This window comes from Halopiger thermotolerans (assembly GCF_054654555.1).
Map to the genome: position 1 here is coordinate 351528 of NZ_BAAIEU010000004.1, position 16740 is coordinate 368267.

Consider the following 16740-nt stretch of genomic DNA (forward strand, 5'->3'; position numbering starts at 1 on the left):
TTAAATATGGCTTTTATGATATAAACCATCTTATTTTCTTTTTACTCTATTAAGCGCTGTAGGCGCTCCTCGTGCTCATCGATGATGTCTTCTTTTTTAAATCTCATAGCAGCTTCACGTGCTTGCTGCGATTTCTTAGTATAATAGTCTTCGTCTTGGAGATATTTTTTGATAACCGAAACCCATGCAGTCGTGTTATTATAATCAGACACTACTTCTCCACCTTTGTCAATATAGTCGGGAATCCCACCAAGATCGCTCCCTATGGCTGGAATACCATTTACTGCGGCCTCCGGAATGATTCTTGGTCCACCTTCCTGATATTTTGATGGTACAAGTAATAGTTTCGTATTTTCATAAACTTTCTTCATATCCTTCTCATATCCCAAATACTCTACGTTAGTAAGTTTCCTAATTGCTCTCTTCTTCGAATTCTCATAAAGATCTCCGACGATCTGGAAATTCACATTCGGTAGTTGACGAGAAATATCTAAGAAAATGTCTAGCCCTTTGTTTTTTGTTCTGGGATTTACAAGAGTTACGTTCTTTGGGGACCAATTGTTAACTTCATAATTCGAAAGGTCAACAGGGATATAACTAACAACGGGATCCCGATTAAATGTTTCATACGTTATCGATGCATCAAATTCGTTTATTGCAACGACTTCGTCTGCATTAGTGAAGGCGCACTTATTCATTTCATGAATGGCATAGATAAATGGGTACTGTATCTTCGAATTAAGTGGCATATCAAGGAACCTTGGCGACTTATCGAGACGAGTGGACTTTGAATTGTATCGAACAGCCGCCGGGCCTGTAGTGAGAATGACTGCAGGAACACCGAGTTCAGTAGCCGCTAACGTAGTTGGCGTGACGCAAATATTTGCGGACACAACTACATCGTATTCATTCTTTTTTAAGGCTTGTTTGACTACTCGTCTCCATCGATGATATAAGATCCAATTAAAAAACCACCGACCATTTGTAGTCACTTTAAAGCGGATTCCTTTACTCTCCAGGATACTATCAAAAGATCTGATTGTAGATTTAGTGTCTGGGTTAAGCGGATCCCATTGTGGATGATGAGAAAACTGGAGACAATCAATGTCATGTCCTCGGTTTTTGAGTTCCACAGCTAGCGTTGAGTGTAAATCGTTTCCAGGCTCACTGGTATGTGTGACAGAAAAGAGTATTTTCATATGTATCCAAGACTTTCTAAATCGTCAATCGTCTCTTCAGAGATATCTACTGTCTGGCCTTCACTTGCTGCATTGTTCAAACTATCTATGCGCCGGGAGGCTCGCGACCGAAGAGCATTGATCTCTGTATCAGATATGTCGTCCACAATGGAGCCATTTCTCAAACTCCACGCATGATCCCATCCATTGTTACTCCTACTGTATTTTAGCAGATCTGAATCAGAATTTTCATAATAAGCAACCAGCTCCTGATCGTATTGGTCAAGGTCAACACCGTGCTCTTCTGCACTTTGTCGAGCATTATCCGTAAATCCATACCACTCGCCAATCACCCATTCCGGCTTCGGGGTATCCGGGTATAGCAACCTAGTTTTATCGTTAGCATTGCCAAGTCCAACCTCGTTCCGGATCGTATAGTAAAGATCTTTTAATGACACAAGGTCGTCAACAACTTTACCAGCGTATCTCTTATCTGGGAATCGAATCACAAGCGGAACATGCAAGAGTACTTCGTCAACCCCTTGGGTATGGCCGTACAGAATTCTGTTCCGTCCAGTTTCGGCTACCTCACCAAAGGCTTCACCATGATCACTAGTTATTATTATGATCGTGTCTTCAAGATACCCGTTTCCATCTAAGCGACGGTATATCTCACTAAGCATTGAATCTAGGAATGTAATACAGTCGTCATAGATGTCCTCTATCTTTGATAAGTTTTCTTTAGGCTTATTTCCGGAAAGATATAGCCAAGGAGGAGTCTGTGGAATATCTTTATGACTTTCTCCGGAGTAGTTATTGAAATTTCTTGGGGGACAATACGGCGCATGTGCATCCATTAAGTTTAAAAAACCAAAAAATGGGTCCTCGGTAGCTTCTATCCAATCAAAGAGTGCATCAATGTACTCCGTAGAATCCTCCGTATGAGAAGAAGTCATATTTTGTAGACCAAAATCCTTTGTCTTTTGTGTTATTCCGTTTAGAATGCTCTTTAATGTGCTCTCATGAGTAAGCGACGAACGGATAAATTCTATATACGAACCGGTTCCATGGATCTTCGTAAAAGCGTCAGGATTCATACCGTCAGAAAATAACACGTCTTCTTTATTTGAAAACACGAAGTCAAATCCCTGTGTAAGACCAAACGTTGGTGTACTTAAATATGTGTTCGATGTAAATAATCCAGTTTCATAGCCAGCGGTTGAGAGTTGAGATGCTAGATGTCGGTCAGAGAGACTGAATTTGAGGTTCTGGCTAGTTGTCCCGTGTTCTCTTGGATATAATCCAGTGAAAATGGAGGCGTGTGACGGAAGTGTCCAAGGAGCGGAAGCTCGTGCCTCAGTGAACTGTACCGCCTCCTTTGCAATCTTTGTTAATTCGGGAGTCGTCGTTCGGTGATATCCGTTTAACGAGGTGTTCTGAGAGCGGACCGTATCCCAGACTATAAAAAGAATATTTGGTTTATCAGCCATATATAGAGAGTAATTCTTGAATCAATAAAGGAGTTGTGAATGGGGGTCATTGAATTAGGTGACAATTAAGATGCAAACGTTTAGGTGAACAAAATTTTCATCTCTTGGTAATAATACTCAGACTCGTTATAGGGATTCAACGACATCCATAAATACATCCTACCCTATCCATCAGTAAAATGTCGAACACAGTCTGTGTTCTTGCTCTAGACGCTGCCGACTATGAACTCCTAAAGAAGTTCGATTGTGAGAACGTTCTCCTCGAGAAAAACGGCCCGCTTGAGGTCTTTACACATAATTTTGATGTACCTCAAACAACAGAAGTTTGGCCAACGATTGCAACCGGCCTTAGTCCAGAAGAGCATGGAATGTCGCGGCACGTCCGCCAGTGGGACAATCCTATTCTACAATCGCTTTCACAGATCACTGCAGTCTTACCGAATCAGGTGCGCACTGCCCTCGGTGTTCCGTTTCGTGCATTCGGTGTCGATCGTTCTATTGAACAGACGAGTACGGCAGATCATGTGTTCGATGAAGCGTTCGGTTGGCCAGGTATTACACCTGCAGAACATTTATACGAAGCTTGGCAGTGGTACAGCGAGGCAAGCGATGGTGAACTGACGGTTAGTGAACTGTCTGACCGCCTTCGCGCAAACACAGGGCAAGAGTTCGGGTGGCTTGCGGCTATGAGCCGGAGTGATGCAGCTGTTATCGGCGTCCATTCGCACGTTCTTGACGTAGCAGGTCATCTATTTGCGACGGAACCGGAACGTCTCCAATCAATCTACAACTGGGTCGACGATCTTTTAGGATGGCTTCGGGAATACGTTGATCAACTCGTTGTACTCTCCGACCACGGCATGGAGACGTCAGTAACCGGTGATGATGAGCCCGGGAACCACTCATGGCGGGCAATGGTTGCTACACAGGGTATATCGGGTCCGCTACCGTCATCTGCCTACGATGTCCGAGAATGGTTAGAAGACAATGCCCCAAAGCCAACCGAAAACGATGAATCCGAGATTGAGCTCGGCGAGGTGGAGCAGCATCTCTCTGACCTTGGATACATTGAATAAACAGACAATACCGGAATCAATAGCGGTCCAAGAATATCCAAGTGCCTAGATATCATTATAAATACGGCCAGCTATGAAGCCGATAATATTACCTTTGTTCGCTCTACATTGTCATGGCTGTTACCAGTTCGGTAGACATTCAGGATCTCGAGTATTAGTACGGTCAAACTCAATATCGACGAAGAAAATAAACTAAAGACTCTATGACTTTGATCAAAAGTGGTTATTGCCAACATACATGGTAAAAGAATTGGTGGATTCTATATCAAAGACGCCCTCTATCCCTGACCGACTGATAAAGTTTATAGAGGGCTGTTAGAATAAGAAACGTTATCGACCGAGAATGAGAGCATCATTGACGCGACGAATCTTCCTTTCCTGGGGAGCAAATGTCATTACAACACTTGTCGGGTTCGTAGGGACGATCTATCTCGCTCGAGTCGTCGGGGCAAGCGGGCTTGGAGTATTCGCGCTTGGTATCTCCGTTATGAAGTGGCTTGTCGTCGGCGACATGGGACTCACACAAGCAACCGTCAAACGACTGAGCGAAGGTGAGAACCGATCGAAGATTATCACCGCTTCGTTTCTTCTCCAAGCAACGCTCACACTGCTAATTGTAGGCGGGTTAGTCCTATTCAAAAAGCCGATAAACGAATACATTGGAGGTGAATTTGCACTCGTTATCGCCGGCCTTTTTGCCGTCAACCATCTGATTTCTGGAACAGCGCGTCAAATTCTCCGCGGATATCAGGCTGTCCATACGGCGAATATCCTGACAACGATCGAGCGCGTCCTCCGGACTGTCTTCCAAGTGGCGCTCGTCATGGCCAGCCTCGAGGTCATGGGACTGTTTCTTGGCATGGGAGCCAGCGTCCTGCTCGTTGGGACAGCCGGACTATTCTACGTCTATGTGACGCTCGATATTGAGTTAGCAGTGCCGGATAGAGCCACGATTGTGAGTCTCATCGACTACGCGAAATACTCGGTCCTCGGTGTCGTCAAGTCGCAATCGTTCACTTGGACCGATATTGTAGTCATGGGGTTTTTCGTTGAAAGTGCCGTGGTCGGGATTTACAACGTTTCATGGTCGATTGCAATGGTGTTTCTTATGTTCGGGAACGCAATCACACAGAATCTCTTTCCTGAGATCTCGAGCCTCATGAGTGACGGAAATAACGAACGAACACGGAATCTGATTTCGGAAGGGATGATCTACGCGAGTCTTTTCCCAATTGCTGGCATTGTTGGCGCCCTGATCGTGGGAGACTCAGTGCTTAGTATATATGGCCCTGAATTTACGCAAGGACAATCTGTGCTCGTGATCCTTGGTATCGTTGCACTCTTGCGCAGCTATGAAGGACAGATTCTCGCATTGCTTGATGGGATCGATCGGCCCGACCTCACGTTTAAACTCAACCTGCTATTTACAGTCTCGAATCTCTCTCTAAACGTTTTCCTGGTTCCTCGCTACGGTGCACATGGAGCTGCAATCGCGACAGCGTCGTCGCTCGCACTGATGATTATCTTTGGTTACCGAATCAGCAAACAGTTTATCGAGTGGCAGTTCCCTGTTGTCGAAGTCGGAAAACAGATCGTTGCTGCCGGTGTGATGGGGAGTGTTGTCCTAATCGGGACATCAGTCGTTCCCTCCCAAAGGATTGTCTATCTGCTGCCGTTAATTGCACTCGGCGGAACGACCTATTTCGTCTGTCTATTTGTTCTCTCCCGTGAACTCCGAACGAAATTTCATACAACAGTTATGCAGCAGCTCGTCTAAGCGTCGACTACTATATCGAGGATTTGCTCGATATGTTCCTCGCTGAATACTAGTTCCCTCCGTGATATCGAGCGCCGTTATTCGATCTCCTTCAAAGAAAAATTCCAGCACCGCGTCTTCGCACTCTGTGACATTATTGAGAGGGTCTGCTGGCTCCGCTGACGCGTCCGTTACTTTCGTATTGAGACTTAGTCGCTAGAAAGGAAAATGTTCATTCACGACTCGTAGCAGACCGATGTCTAAACTATTTCTGACGCTGGAGCAACTCTCTAATCGAGTCTTCAATAGCGTGTTTAGGCTCCCACATTAGCTCCTCCTGTGTTTTTGATGTATCGACTGTAAATTCTTCAACCATCGTCTCGCCACTCCGTGGATTCTCGACTACCGTCACTTCAGGATCGGTACCAAGTTCCTCGTCGGCTAATTCCGCAACGGTTTCGGCGACTTCCATCACAGACGGATCTTCGTCGCTGGCAACCTCATAGGATTTTGTACCAGTTTCACCTCGGTCGAGAGCCTCGAGAAGTCGTTCCGCGCTACGGACATAGACTCGAGCTACATCCTTCACATGAATAAAGTTACGTGACTGTGTTCCAGGTTCGTATACCGTCAATGGTTCTGAGGATAAAGCTCGATTGACGAAGAAGTTGATTACTGTTGATTTTGATACTACACTATCACCGATAACGTGTTCTCCGTACAGATTTGACTTTAGGTACAAATGAGCGGGAAATGAGCCGTCAGCAAGTCCTTCGATAGCCTGCTCGCCGAGTAGTTTCGTCTGTCCATACCAGTTGAGTGGATCGCGCGGGAGATCAGCTGTAATAGGGAACGTCTGAGGGTCACCGAGAACAGCCATACTAAACGGGAACACAAGCGCTGCACCGGTCTTTCGACAGAACCAAGCGACATTATTTGTCCCTGTAACGTTCACTTCATAGGCTAAATCGCGATTGGCGTCACAGTCGTCGACACCACTGATCGCTGCGAGGTGAAGCACGACATCTGAACCTTCAAGGATCGTCTCAAGCCGATGCCGATTTCGAATATCTGCGTGAATAATGTCGATACCACTGACAGAAGTGACCTGTCCGCGGTACTGGTTATCGAGTGCGATCAGGTTCCAATCTGGATGTGCCGTTCGTAATTCTTGGAGGACACGGCTTCCGATGTACCCAGCCGCACCGGTAACTGCAATTGTCGGCGTTTCCTCGGCATTGGTGTCTCTCTTTCCGTTTGATTGCATCATGTGTTTATACCTCAGATTTGCTTCGGTCCATGCGTTTAGCTAAATCTCGGACGCCCTCTCTGAGGGTCCACTTCGGTTCGAATCCCGTTTCCGCGAGGCGATCGAAGTTGACGTGGTACGACGGGCCGGGGTGTTGGTCTTCGAGGTACGTGATGTCCAGGTCCCGCTCGAGTTCTGTGCGAACGATTTCGGCGATCTCGGAGATCCGGAAGTTCCCGTCGTTCTGTCCGACGTTGTACACGGTCTGTGGCCACGAGTCCGGATTCAGCGCGGCGTGGGCGTACGCTCGCGCGGCGTCCTCGACGTGGATGAACGGCCGCCAGTTGGTTCCGTCGCCGTAGACCGTCAGCGGCCGATCGGTCAAGCCGCGGAACACGAAGTGGTTCACCACGAGGTTGAACCGGATGCCCGGCGCCCAGCCGTAGTTCGTGCTCATGCGGAGCGCGGTCGCGTCGAACCCGTACTCGTCGGCGGCCTCCCGCAGCAACTGTTCCGACTCGACCTTCGACTCCGCGTAGGGGTTGAGCGGATCCTGTTCGGTCTCCTCGTCGATGTCCGTGCTTGCCGCACGGCCGTAGTTGTTACACGAGGACGCGAAGACGACCGTTTCGACGTCGAACTTGCCGGCCGCGGTGAGGACGTTTTCCGTGCCGTCCCGGTTGACGGCGAAGGTTTCCGATCGGCGATCGTGCGTCGAATCCGCACCGGTGATGGCGGCGAGGTGGACGACGGTGTCGGCGTCCCGCATCGCGTTCTCGACGTCGCCGTACTCGCGGACGTCGCCACGGCGGAACTGCAGCGACTCGTCGATGCAGCCGGCGAGGTTCGCCGGCGAGCCGGCCGTCAACGAATCGAGGACGGTGACCTCGGCGACCCGATCGTCGTCGAGCAGCTGGGGGACGAGTTTGCTCCCGATGTAGCCGCAGCCGCCGGTGACGAGGACGTGCGTACTCGCGTCTGCGTCGGCCATCTCAGTCATCGAGGACGCCCGGAAGGAACCGGTCTTCGTGTGCGGTGATCGTGTCTTCGTAGTCGACGAGCGCCGACAGAATGTCGCGGGTCCCTTCGGCGAAGGTCTGGCGCTGCTCGTCGATCAGCTCCATGTAGCGGTCGTTCTCGATCTCCATCTTGTGCGTCTCGTCCTCCTCGCGCGGGTTTTCGAAGTGTTCGACGTCGACGTCGAGGTCGAACTCGTCGCCGACGTCCGCGATCGTGTTCGCGAGTTCGACGATGCTGATTGCGCGCGTGACCTGGTTGTAGACGACGTGGTCGTCGGGCCGTTCGTCGGGGTCCTCGAGGGCGAGTCGCGCGAGCCCCTCCACCGCGTCCTCGAGCGCGATGAACGGTTTCCGCTGTTCGCCCTTCCCGTAGACGGTCATCGGGTAGCCGGCGACGGCCTGGGCGCAGAAGCGGTGGGCGACGACGCCGAAGTAGTAGTCGAAGTCGAACCGCGTCGCAAGCCGCGGGTCGGCCGCGGTTTCCTCGGTCTCGGTGCCGTACGTGATCGCCGTCCTGACGTCGGAGATCGGGATGTCGAACTGGGTGTGCGCGAGCCGCAGGTTCGCCGCGTCGTGCGATTTCGTCAGGTGGTACCAGCTTCCGGCCATCGCGGGGAACGGAACCTCGTCTTGCTCGCCCTGATTCTCCATCGTCGCCCCGCCTTCCGGAATGGGGAACTCGGGCGCGCCGTAGACGCCGGTCGTCGTCGTCTCGATGAAGTGCGTGTTCTCGAGGCCGCCCTCGTGCAGCCCCCAGAGGAGGTTCCGGGTCGCCTGCATGTTGTTATGCTGCGTGAAGTTCGCCCGTTCCCCGTTTATCTGGGAGTACGGTGCCGACGGCTGCGCCGCGGTGTGGACGATCGTCTCAGGCTCGTGGACGGACAGGATTCGATCGACGAACGACCTGTCGGTCAGATCGCCCTCGACGAACGAGAGGTTGTCCAGTCCGAGCTCCGATTCGGCCACCTCGAGCCGTTCGTCGATCCCGGCGATCGGAACCGCGCTCCTCGAGCCGACGGACTCGACCCATTCTCGCCGACCGAAGTTATCGACGAGTACGACCCGGTCGTCCGTTCGATCGGCGATGCGAAGTGCCGTCGGCCATCCAATGTATCCGTCCGCGCCTGTGACGAGTACGCTCATAGTTACTCAGTATCTGAGTATACTAGGGAGTATTATAGTCCTTCTGCCCTCGCCGTCCGCCCTGCCGACGAACCCACAAGAGTTAATAACAGGTGCCTCAACTAGTTACTCAGAAATTGAGTACCATGACTGCAGACGAGACTGAAGCCGACGGGGACCGGGAACGGGACGACGAACACCTCCGCGACGTCGCCGACGGATGCGGCTGTGCCGAAATCTGGGAACACGCCTCCGAGCAGCGACAGTCGGAGTAACCGGTCACGAACGCTGCGTCGAGACCGGAAGAAATAGTGTTACGGCGCCGACCCCTATTCGACGGTGACGCTTTTCGCCAGGTTCCGTGGCTTGTCTATCGATCTGTTCTGTAGATTCGCCACGTGGTACGCGAACAGCTGTAAGTAGACGTTAGAGACGAGCGGCGTCACCGGACCGAGATTCGGCACGGAAAGGGTCACGTCCAGCGATTTCGCGTCGATCGTGCCGTCGGTGATTCCGATCGCCGGCGCCTCGCGCGTCTGCGCTTCCGCGACGTTGTTCAGCGTCTCCGTCGGTCGAGTTCCCTCCGTCAAGACTGCGATGACTGGCGTCTTTCTGGTTACGAGCGCCAGCGGCCCGTGTTTCAACTCGCCGGCGGCGAACCCTTCGGCGTGATCGTACGCGATCTCTTTCAGCTTTAACGCGCCTTCGAGGGCGACCGGGTAGCCGTACTCGCGGCCGACGAAGAAGTAGGCATCAGCGTCGACGTATTCCTCGGCGGCGTCTCGGACGGTGTCCTCCTCATCGAGGACTTGCTGCACTGCGCCCGGCAGTCCGCGCAGATCCTCGAGGACATCGCGGGCGTCGGCCGCCGACAGTTCGCCCCGTTCTCGGCCGACGAACACCGAAAGCAGCGCCAGCGTCGTCACCTGCGAGGCGAACGTCTTCGTTGCCGCGACGCCGATCTCCGGACCGGCACGGATGAAGAGACTATCGTCGGCTTCCCGCGTGACCGTGCTCCCGAGGGTGTTGGTCACCGCAAGCGTCCGAACGCCCGCGCCGGCCGCACGACGAAGTGCGCTGAGCGTGTCTGCCGTTTCGCCGCTTTGTGTGACGGCGACGCAGAGCGTCCGCCAGGGATCGCGGCCGCCGTCGAAGACGTACTCGCTGGCCAGTTCGGCGGACGCTCGCACGTCGGCAAATTCCTCGAGCAACTCCGCCGCGTACTGAGCGGCGTAGTACGACGTGCCGCAGGCGACGAGCTGGATCTCCTCGAGCGAGTCGAGGAACCCGGTCGGGAACTCGACGTCGAGATCGGCCGTACCGCGGTCGAGGTCGATCCGGCCCGACAGCGCCTGGCGCAACGCGGTGGGCTGTTCGTGGATCTCCTTGAGCATGTAGTGGTCGTACCCGCCCTTCTCCGCCGCATCGGCGTCCCAGTCGACGGTCTCGATTTCCCGGTCGACGACCGCACCGTCCTGGTAGACCGTCACGTCACCGCCCTCGAGGGTCACGACGTCACCGTCCTCCAGATAGGTAACGTCGCGGGTGTGCTCGAGGAACGCCGTCACGTCGCTCGCGAGGAACGAGGCGTCGTCGCCATGGCCGACGACTAGCGGACTCTCGTGGCGCGTGGCGACGATCTGATCGGAGCCGGCCCGTACCGCAGCGATGGCGTAACTCCCCTCCAGTCGCTCGACGACGGACTCGAGGGCGGACTGCAGATCGTGCCCGTCCGCGAGCTCCTGCTCGAGCAGGTGCGGAACGACTTCGGTGTCGGTATCGCTCGAGAACTCGCGTCCGTCCGCGAGCAGTTCCGATTTCAACGCGTCGTAGTTCTCGATGATGCCGTTGTGGACGACGGCGACGTCGCCGGTCGTCCCGGTGTGGGGATGCGCGTTTTCGTCGGTCGGCGGGCCGTGGGTCGACCAGCGCGTGTGGCCGATGCCGCAGGTCGCATCCGCGACGTCGGGAACGGACAGTTCGTCTACCTTCCCGGATTGTTTCGCGATCGTCACCTCGTCGTCGACCAGCGCGATCCCAGCGGAGTCGTATCCGCGGTAATCGAGGTTCTTGAGGCCGCCGTGAACGATCGGGCCTGCCGATTCAGTGCCGACGTAACCGACGATTCCACACATGATTACCCCCTCCTGACGATCGCGTCCGACTCGATTCGCCCGCCGACGGTCGCACCTGGATCGACGACGGCACCGTCGCCGAGAACCGTTCCGGGGTCGAGGACCGTTCCGCCGCCGACGGTCGCGTTGTCGCCGACGACCCCGCCGAGTTCGACGTCCTCGTGTACCTCGTCGCCGACGACGACCGTACTCTCGCCGCCGGCGATCGTCGCGTTCGCGCCGATACGTGCGTTTCCGGCGACGATAGCGTCGCGAACGACCGCCCCCGCCTCGATGACGGCGTCCGAAAAGACGACCGCGTTGGAGACGGTGGCGTTGGCTTCGATCGTCACGTTATCGCCGATCGCGACGCTGCCGCCGATCGTCGCGTTCGTCCCAAGGGAGACGTTCTCGCCGATCGTCGTATCGGTCGCGATCGAACCGTCTAACTCGGCGTCGCTGTCGTCGAACTCGTCGATCACCGCGGCGTTCACGTCGAGTAGATCCCAGAGATACGAGACGTCCTGCCAGACGTCGCGATACCGGACGGCGCGGATCGGCTCGTCCGACGCGATATCCTGGAGCGTCGTCGTGATCGCCATCTCGCCGTGCTCGGTCGGCGTCTCGCGGATGGCGTCGAATATAGCGCCGTCGAACCCGTAGACGCCGGCGTTGATCACTTCGGATTGGACAGGCGCGGTCGGCTTTTCGGTGATGTCGACGATGCGATCGCCCTCAAGTGAGACGACGCCGTAATCGCTCGCGTGGCCCGCTCGCGTTACCGCCATCACGGGGCCGTCGTCGGCGGCGACGATTTCGTCGCGGACGCGTTCGACGACCGACGAGTCGACGATGCGGTCTCCGTTGAGGACGAGAAACGGTCCGTCGACGGCGGGTTCCGCCTGTAAGACCGCGTGGGCCGTTCCGAGTTGCGTTTCCTGGACGACGTACTCGATGTCGATACCCCAGTCGTCGCCGTCGCCGAAGTGATTTCGGATCCGTTCCTCCCGGTAGCCTACGACGAGAACGACTCGATCGATACCGGCCTCCGCGATCGCCGAAATGACGTACTCGAGAATCGGCCTGTTCGCGACGGGAACCATCGGCTTCGGGCGCCGGTTCGTCAGCGGGTCGAGACGGCGCCCCTCGCCGGCCGCCAGAACGACGGCCGGCACGTTCGCTTCGCTCATAGTATCTCTACTCGGAGGAATCCTTGAATACTTGCTGGTTGGTGCATAGAGGTCGGAGTATTGAGCCGTTGCGCGTTGGGGTAATGCCCGAAGACATATACTACTCGGTTGGAAGCTATAGTTATATGCAAGCAGTCGTACTGGCCGCAGGCAAAGGCACCCGCCTCCGGCCGCTCACGGACGATAAACCGAAGGTCCTTGTCGAAGTTGATGGAAAACCGCTCATCGAGGACGTCTTCGACAACTTGATCGAGATCGGTGCGACGGAGTTCGTCGTCGTCGTCGGCTATCAGAAGGAACAGATCATCGAACGCTACGGGGACGAATACGAGGGCGTACCGATCACCTACGCACACCAGCGCGAACAGCTGGGACTTGCTCATGCGATCCTGCAGGCAGAGCCGCACATCGATGATGACTTCATGCTAATGCTCGGAGACAACGTGTTCCGAGCGAATCTCGGCGACGTCATCAACCGCCAGCAGGAGGACCGTGCCGACGCCGCCTTCCTCGTTGAGGAAGTCCCTTACGAAGAAGCTTCGCGGTACGGCGTCCTCGATACGAACGAGTACGGTGAAATCGTCGAAGTGATGGAAAAGCCGGATGATCCACCGTCGAACCTCGTCATGACCGGCTTCTACACGTTCACGCCGGCGATTTTCCACGCCTGTCACCTCGTCCAGCCGAGCGACCGCGGCGAGTACGAACTCCCGGACGCGATCGACCTACTGATCCAGTCTGGCCGGACGATCGACGCGATCCGCATGGACGGGTGGCGGATCGACGTCGGCTATCCCGACGATCGAGACCGTGCAGCGGAACGTCTCCAGAACGACGACTCGCTCACGTCCACAGACGAGCTGGCTGAAGTTACAGCTAATAACGATTGAGAATTACCGGACGCAAGTACCTGTTCTAGTTTCGATAGAGTGTCTGTACTCTCCCGGGGAAACTCTCATCGCTAAACTCCCCCTTCATCACATAGTTGCTCCAGTGGTGGAGTGCTTGTAATGGCTCTCAGCTTTGCTCCTACCCATGTGACACCACGTTTTCACCGCCGACCATTAGTTGCACTTGGTACAGTCTATCCTCCCAATAACAAGAGAAGTGCACCGAAACTAACTAACAACCACGCTGTCTCCTGCCCCGTATGAACGTCCTCGTAACCGGCGGCGCAGGGTTTATCGGCTCCCACATTGCGGAAGGACTCCTCGAGGAGGGCCACACCGTCACGGTACTCGACGTGATGGACCCCTACTACGATACCGGGATCAAGGAACGAAATGTCGAGATCTGTCGTGAGACCGGCGGCGAACAGTTCGAGTTCGTGAACGGATCGATTACCGACGAGGAACTCGTCCGGGACATTATCACGAGTCGCGACATCGAGTACATCTATCATCAGGCGGCCCAGGCAGGCGTTCGGACGAGCGTCGAGGATCCGAAAAAACCTCATGAGATCAATACGACTGGACTACTCAATCTCCTCCTCGCAGCCGCTGATCACGGAGTAAAGCGGTTCGTCAACGCCTCGTCGTCGTCGGTCTACGGAGAGATGGAGTACCTACCGTACGACGAGGATCACCAGAACGTGCCTCAGAGTCCCTACGGCGTGACGAAGCTCGCGGCCGAACACTACTGTCGCGTCTGGACCGACGTCTACGATCTGCCGACGGTCAGCCTCCGCTACTTCACCGTCTACGGACCGCGGATGCGGCCGAACATGGCGATCACGAACTTCACGTCGCGGTGTCTCAACGGCAAGCCGCCGGTAATCTACGGTGACGGTCAGCAGACGCGCGACTTCACCTATATTGACGATATCGTAGATGCAAATCTCACGCTCCTCGAGACGGACGCCGCAGACGGCGAAGCGATGAACATCGGTTCGACTGGGAACATCACGATCGAAGAACTCGCTGAACACATCATCGATGAGACGGATGCCGACGTCGGTCTCGAGTACGACGACGCCAAGGAAGCCGACGCGCGGCACACTCACGCCGACGTGTCGAAGGCGAACGAACTGATCGGCTACGAACCGTCGACGAGCATCCGCGAGGGCGTCTCGCAGTTCGTCGACTGGTATCGGGACAACCGAGAGTGGTACGAACCGCTCGTTCTCAACTCTTAATCCGTCTGCTGTTCTCTTTGAACGTATTTAAGCAGACACTGATTCAGAGGTACGGCTCACAGACTCGCTCTACCCCCTCCTCGAGTTCGACGTCAGGTTCCCAGCCGGTCGCAGCCTGAAGGTTCGACGCATCGGCGCAGGTATCGTGGACGTAGACGTCCTCGGGAATCGGGTTTTCGACGTACTCCGGATCGACATCCGCGCTGAGCGTCTTGTTGAGGAGGTCGACGAGTTCGTTGAACGAGGTTCGATCACCGGTGCCGACGTTGTAGACGCCCTCGAGTTCGTGCTCGGCAGCGAGCTCGAGTGCACGAACGACGTCGGAGACGTGCGTGAAGTCCCGCGTCTGCGTGCCGTCGCCGTAGAGTTTCGGCGACCGTCCGTGGGCGATGTCGTCGGCGAACTGTGCGATCACGTTCGCGTACTCGCCCTTGTGGCCTTCGGCGCCCTCGTATCCCTGGTAGACCGAGAAGAAGCGCATTCCGCATGTGGACACACCGTAGTGGTTCGAGAAGTACTCCGCATAGCGCTCCCGGGCCAGTTTCGAGGCCTCGTAGCCGGTGTTGACCGTCACCGGCACGTCCTCTGGCGTCGGCTCGGTTCTGGTGCCGTAGATCGACGATGTCGACGCGTAGACGACGGTGTCACAGCCGTCCTGTCGTGCCTGGTCGACCGTGTTCACGAAGCCCTCGACGTTCACGCGGGCACCCTGCGCCGGATCTTCCTCGTGCATCGCGTACGACGAGAGCGCAGCTAAATGAAAGACGACATCGACGTCCGTCGGGAGGTCGTCCTCGAGGACGCTGGCCTCGACGAAATCGACGTCGTCGGAGAGGTTGTCGGCCTCGCCGAGATAACAGTCGTCAACGGCGATCACCTCGTTACGGGTCGCCAGCTCGTTCGCGAGATTCGAGCCGATAAACCCCGCGCCGCCCGTGACAAGAATCCGGTAGTTTTCCATGCGACAACATTCACAGAACACCCTCAAAAAGTCGCGGATTCGAGCGCCGACGGCCGCGCAACCCAAGACGCGAGTTGCTCAATCTAAATGCGGATCAACCCATCGCGAACCCGAAAATCACTAACACCAGCCTCGCGTTTCGCCCGCTATGAACGTCTCTATTATCGGCAGCGGCTACGTCGGAACCACCGTCGCCGCCTGCCTCGCCGATCTGGGCCACGAGGTCGTCAACGTCGAAATCGACGAGGACATCGTCGACGCGATCAACGCCGGCGAGGCGCCGATCCACGAGTCGGGCCTCGAGGAGCGGATCGCCGAACACGCCGGATCGGCCCTCCGGGCGACGACGGACTACGACGAGGTCATCGAGACCGACGTGACGCTGCTCTGCCTCCCCACCCCGCAATCCGAAGACGGCAGCCTCGATCTCGCGCCGATGCGCGCCGGCGCGGAGATGCTCGGGGACGCGATCGCCGACAAAGACGACGACCACCTCGTCGTCGTCAAGAGTACGGTCCTGCCGGGAACGACCGAGGAAGTCGTCGCGCCGATCCTCGAGGAGCAATCGGGGACGGCCATCGGCGACGAAATCGACGTCGCGATGAATCCCGAGTTCTTGCGGATGGGGACCGCCGTACAGGACTTCCTCGAGCCGGACAAGGTCGTACTCGGAACTCGCACGGACGCAGCCGCCAAGCAACTTCGCGAACTCTACGCCCCAATCTTAGAAAACGACGACACCCACCTCATCGAAACCGACGTCCGCGAGGCCGAACTGATCAAGTACGCGAACAACGCCTTCCTCGCCTCGAAGGTGTCGCTGGTGAACGACCTCGGCAATATCGCCAAAGAGTACGACGCGGACGCCTACGAGGTCCTCGAGGCGGTCGGCCTCGACGACCGCATCTCGTCACGATTCATGCGCTCGGGGCTGGGCTGGGGCGGCTCGTGTTTCCCCAAGGACGTCGACGCCCTGCGGGCCGGCGCCCGCGAACAGGGATACGAGCCTGAACTGCTCAACGCCGCCGTTGCCGTCAACGACGAGCAGCCGCGGCGGCTGGTCGACCTGCTGGCCGAGCACGTCGACCTTGAGGGCGCGCGGATCGCCGTCCTCGGCCTCTCGTTCAAGCCCGGCACCGACGACATCCGCAAGTCGCGGGCGCTGGACGTCATCGAACACCTCCGCGAGCACGGCGCCGCGGTCGTCGCGTACGATCCCGTCGCGGTGGACAACGTCCGCGAGCAGTACCCCCACCTCGAGATCGAGTACGCCGACTCGGCCACGGGCGCGCTCGAGGGCGCCGACGGGGCGGTCGTCGCAACCGGTTGGCCGGAGTTCGACGACCTCGAGTTCGACGGGATGGCCCGGCGCGTACTGGTCGACGGACGGCGGATCGACGTCGATGAGTCGGAACTCGAAGTGTACGAAGGGCTGACGTGGTAATCTCGAA

14 protein-coding genes are annotated in these 16740 nt (G+C 55.9%); 6 read left to right on the forward strand and 8 right to left on the reverse strand.

The window, feature by feature from the left end:
* Positions 1-41 precede the first annotated feature (41 nt).
* Both ACYQ26_RS09400 and ACYQ26_RS09405 read right to left on the reverse strand, forming a co-directional pair.
* A complete protein-coding gene (locus tag ACYQ26_RS09400; protein WP_459808637.1) occupies positions 42-893 on the reverse strand; it encodes a glycosyltransferase in 852 nt (283 codons plus the stop codon).
* A 302-nt stretch (positions 894-1195) separates the two neighbouring features.
* A complete protein-coding gene (locus ACYQ26_RS09405) occupies positions 1196-2668 on the reverse strand; it encodes a sulfatase (protein ID WP_459808638.1) in 1473 nt (490 codons plus the stop codon).
* Between the two features lie 179 nt (positions 2669-2847).
* On the opposite strand from ACYQ26_RS09405, the gene ACYQ26_RS09410 reads away from it, so the two are divergent.
* Both ACYQ26_RS09410 and ACYQ26_RS09415 read left to right on the forward strand, forming a co-directional pair.
* The gene (locus ACYQ26_RS09410; protein ID WP_459808639.1) at positions 2848-3744 is read left to right on the forward strand and encodes an alkaline phosphatase family protein; all 897 of its coding nucleotides are present in this window, start codon (positions 2848-2850) and stop codon (positions 3742-3744) included.
* Positions 3745-4087: 343 nt separating this feature from the next.
* Positions 4088-5521, forward strand: coding sequence for an oligosaccharide flippase family protein (locus tag ACYQ26_RS09415; protein WP_459808640.1), 1434 nt, complete (start codon positions 4088-4090; stop codon positions 5519-5521).
* A 244-nt stretch (positions 5522-5765) separates the two neighbouring features.
* Here ACYQ26_RS09415 and ACYQ26_RS09420 read toward each other — a convergent pair whose 3' ends face one another.
* From ACYQ26_RS09420 to ACYQ26_RS09430, 3 genes are read right to left on the reverse strand one after another with little or no spacing between them, the layout of a single operon-like run.
* A complete protein-coding gene (locus ACYQ26_RS09420) occupies positions 5766-6770 on the reverse strand; it encodes an NAD-dependent epimerase/dehydratase family protein (RefSeq protein ID WP_459808641.1) in 1005 nt (334 codons plus the stop codon).
* A 4-nt stretch (positions 6771-6774) separates the two neighbouring features.
* Positions 6775-7740 carry an NAD-dependent epimerase/dehydratase family protein gene (locus tag ACYQ26_RS09425; protein WP_459808642.1) on the reverse strand — a complete coding sequence of 322 codons (966 nt, stop codon included), beginning with the start codon at positions 7738-7740 and terminating at the stop codon, positions 6775-6777.
* Position 7741: 1 nt separating this feature from the next.
* The gene (locus ACYQ26_RS09430) at positions 7742-8911 is read right to left on the reverse strand and encodes an NAD-dependent epimerase/dehydratase family protein (protein ID WP_459808643.1); all 1170 of its coding nucleotides are present in this window, start codon (positions 8909-8911) and stop codon (positions 7742-7744) included.
* A 125-nt stretch (positions 8912-9036) separates the two neighbouring features.
* Between ACYQ26_RS09430 and ACYQ26_RS09435 the strand changes: the two genes are divergently transcribed.
* Positions 9037-9165 (forward strand): hypothetical protein, encoded by a 129-nt coding sequence (locus tag ACYQ26_RS09435; protein ID WP_459808644.1) that lies wholly within the window; start codon positions 9037-9039, stop codon positions 9163-9165.
* Between the two features lie 54 nt (positions 9166-9219).
* Here the strand turns inward: ACYQ26_RS09435 and glmS are convergent, their stop codons facing one another.
* A complete protein-coding gene (glmS, locus tag ACYQ26_RS09440; RefSeq protein ID WP_459808645.1) occupies positions 9220-11025 on the reverse strand; it encodes a glutamine--fructose-6-phosphate transaminase (isomerizing) in 1806 nt (601 codons plus the stop codon).
* 2 nt (positions 11026-11027) lie between these two features.
* On the reverse strand, positions 11028-12194 hold the full coding sequence (locus ACYQ26_RS09445) for a sugar phosphate nucleotidyltransferase (protein WP_459808646.1): 1167 nt from the start codon (positions 12192-12194) through the stop codon (positions 11028-11030).
* Positions 12195-12319: 125 nt separating this feature from the next.
* On the opposite strand from ACYQ26_RS09445, the gene aglF reads away from it, so the two are divergent.
* Together aglF and ACYQ26_RS09455 are read left to right on the forward strand one after the other, a co-directional pair.
* Positions 12320-13084 carry a UTP--glucose-1-phosphate uridylyltransferase AglF gene (aglF, locus tag ACYQ26_RS09450; RefSeq protein ID WP_459808647.1) on the forward strand — a complete coding sequence of 255 codons (765 nt, stop codon included), beginning with the start codon at positions 12320-12322 and terminating at the stop codon, positions 13082-13084.
* 260 nt (positions 13085-13344) lie between these two features.
* A complete protein-coding gene (locus ACYQ26_RS09455) occupies positions 13345-14328 on the forward strand; it encodes a GDP-mannose 4,6-dehydratase (protein ID WP_459808648.1) in 984 nt (327 codons plus the stop codon).
* 43 nt (positions 14329-14371) lie between these two features.
* Here the strand turns inward: ACYQ26_RS09455 and ACYQ26_RS09460 are convergent, their stop codons facing one another.
* Entirely contained in the window at positions 14372-15289 is a 918-nt protein-coding gene (locus ACYQ26_RS09460) for an NAD-dependent epimerase/dehydratase family protein (RefSeq protein ID WP_459808649.1), read from the reverse strand.
* Positions 15290-15437: 148 nt separating this feature from the next.
* Between ACYQ26_RS09460 and aglM the strand changes: the two genes are divergently transcribed.
* A complete protein-coding gene (gene aglM, locus ACYQ26_RS09465; protein WP_459808650.1) occupies positions 15438-16733 on the forward strand; it encodes a UDP-glucose 6-dehydrogenase AglM in 1296 nt (431 codons plus the stop codon).
* Positions 16734-16740 lie beyond the last annotated feature (7 nt).

What these genes read in the sequence shown, in the direction of transcription:
- ACYQ26_RS09410 (WP_459808639.1), top strand. Translation starts at nt 2,848, where the DNA reads ATGTCGAACACAGTCTGTGTTCTTGCTCTAGACGCTGCCGACTATGAA.
- ACYQ26_RS09455 (WP_459808648.1), top strand. Translation starts at nt 13,345, where the DNA reads ATGAACGTCCTCGTAACCGGCGGCGCAGGGTTTATCGGCTCCCACATT.
- aglF (WP_459808647.1), top strand. Translation starts at nt 12,320, where the DNA reads ATGCAAGCAGTCGTACTGGCCGCAGGCAAAGGCACCCGCCTCCGGCCG.
- glmS (WP_459808645.1), bottom strand. Translation starts at nt 11,025, where the DNA reads ATGTGTGGAATCGTCGGTTACGTCGGCACTGAATCGGCAGGCCCGATC.
- ACYQ26_RS09415 (WP_459808640.1), top strand. Translation starts at nt 4,088, where the DNA reads ATGAGAGCATCATTGACGCGACGAATCTTCCTTTCCTGGGGAGCAAAT.
- ACYQ26_RS09405 (WP_459808638.1), bottom strand. Translation starts at nt 2,668, where the DNA reads ATGGCTGATAAACCAAATATTCTTTTTATAGTCTGGGATACGGTCCGC.
- ACYQ26_RS09445 (WP_459808646.1), bottom strand. Translation starts at nt 12,194, where the DNA reads ATGAGCGAAGCGAACGTGCCGGCCGTCGTTCTGGCGGCCGGCGAGGGG.
- ACYQ26_RS09460 (WP_459808649.1), bottom strand. Translation starts at nt 15,289, where the DNA reads ATGGAAAACTACCGGATTCTTGTCACGGGCGGCGCGGGGTTTATCGGC.
- aglM (WP_459808650.1), top strand. Translation starts at nt 15,438, where the DNA reads ATGAACGTCTCTATTATCGGCAGCGGCTACGTCGGAACCACCGTCGCC.
- ACYQ26_RS09430 (WP_459808643.1), bottom strand. Translation starts at nt 8,911, where the DNA reads ATGAGCGTACTCGTCACAGGCGCGGACGGATACATTGGATGGCCGACG.
- ACYQ26_RS09425 (WP_459808642.1), bottom strand. Translation starts at nt 7,740, where the DNA reads ATGGCCGACGCAGACGCGAGTACGCACGTCCTCGTCACCGGCGGCTGC.
- ACYQ26_RS09420 (WP_459808641.1), bottom strand. Translation starts at nt 6,770, where the DNA reads ATGATGCAATCAAACGGAAAGAGAGACACCAATGCCGAGGAAACGCCG.
- ACYQ26_RS09435 (WP_459808644.1), top strand. Translation starts at nt 9,037, where the DNA reads ATGACTGCAGACGAGACTGAAGCCGACGGGGACCGGGAACGGGACGAC.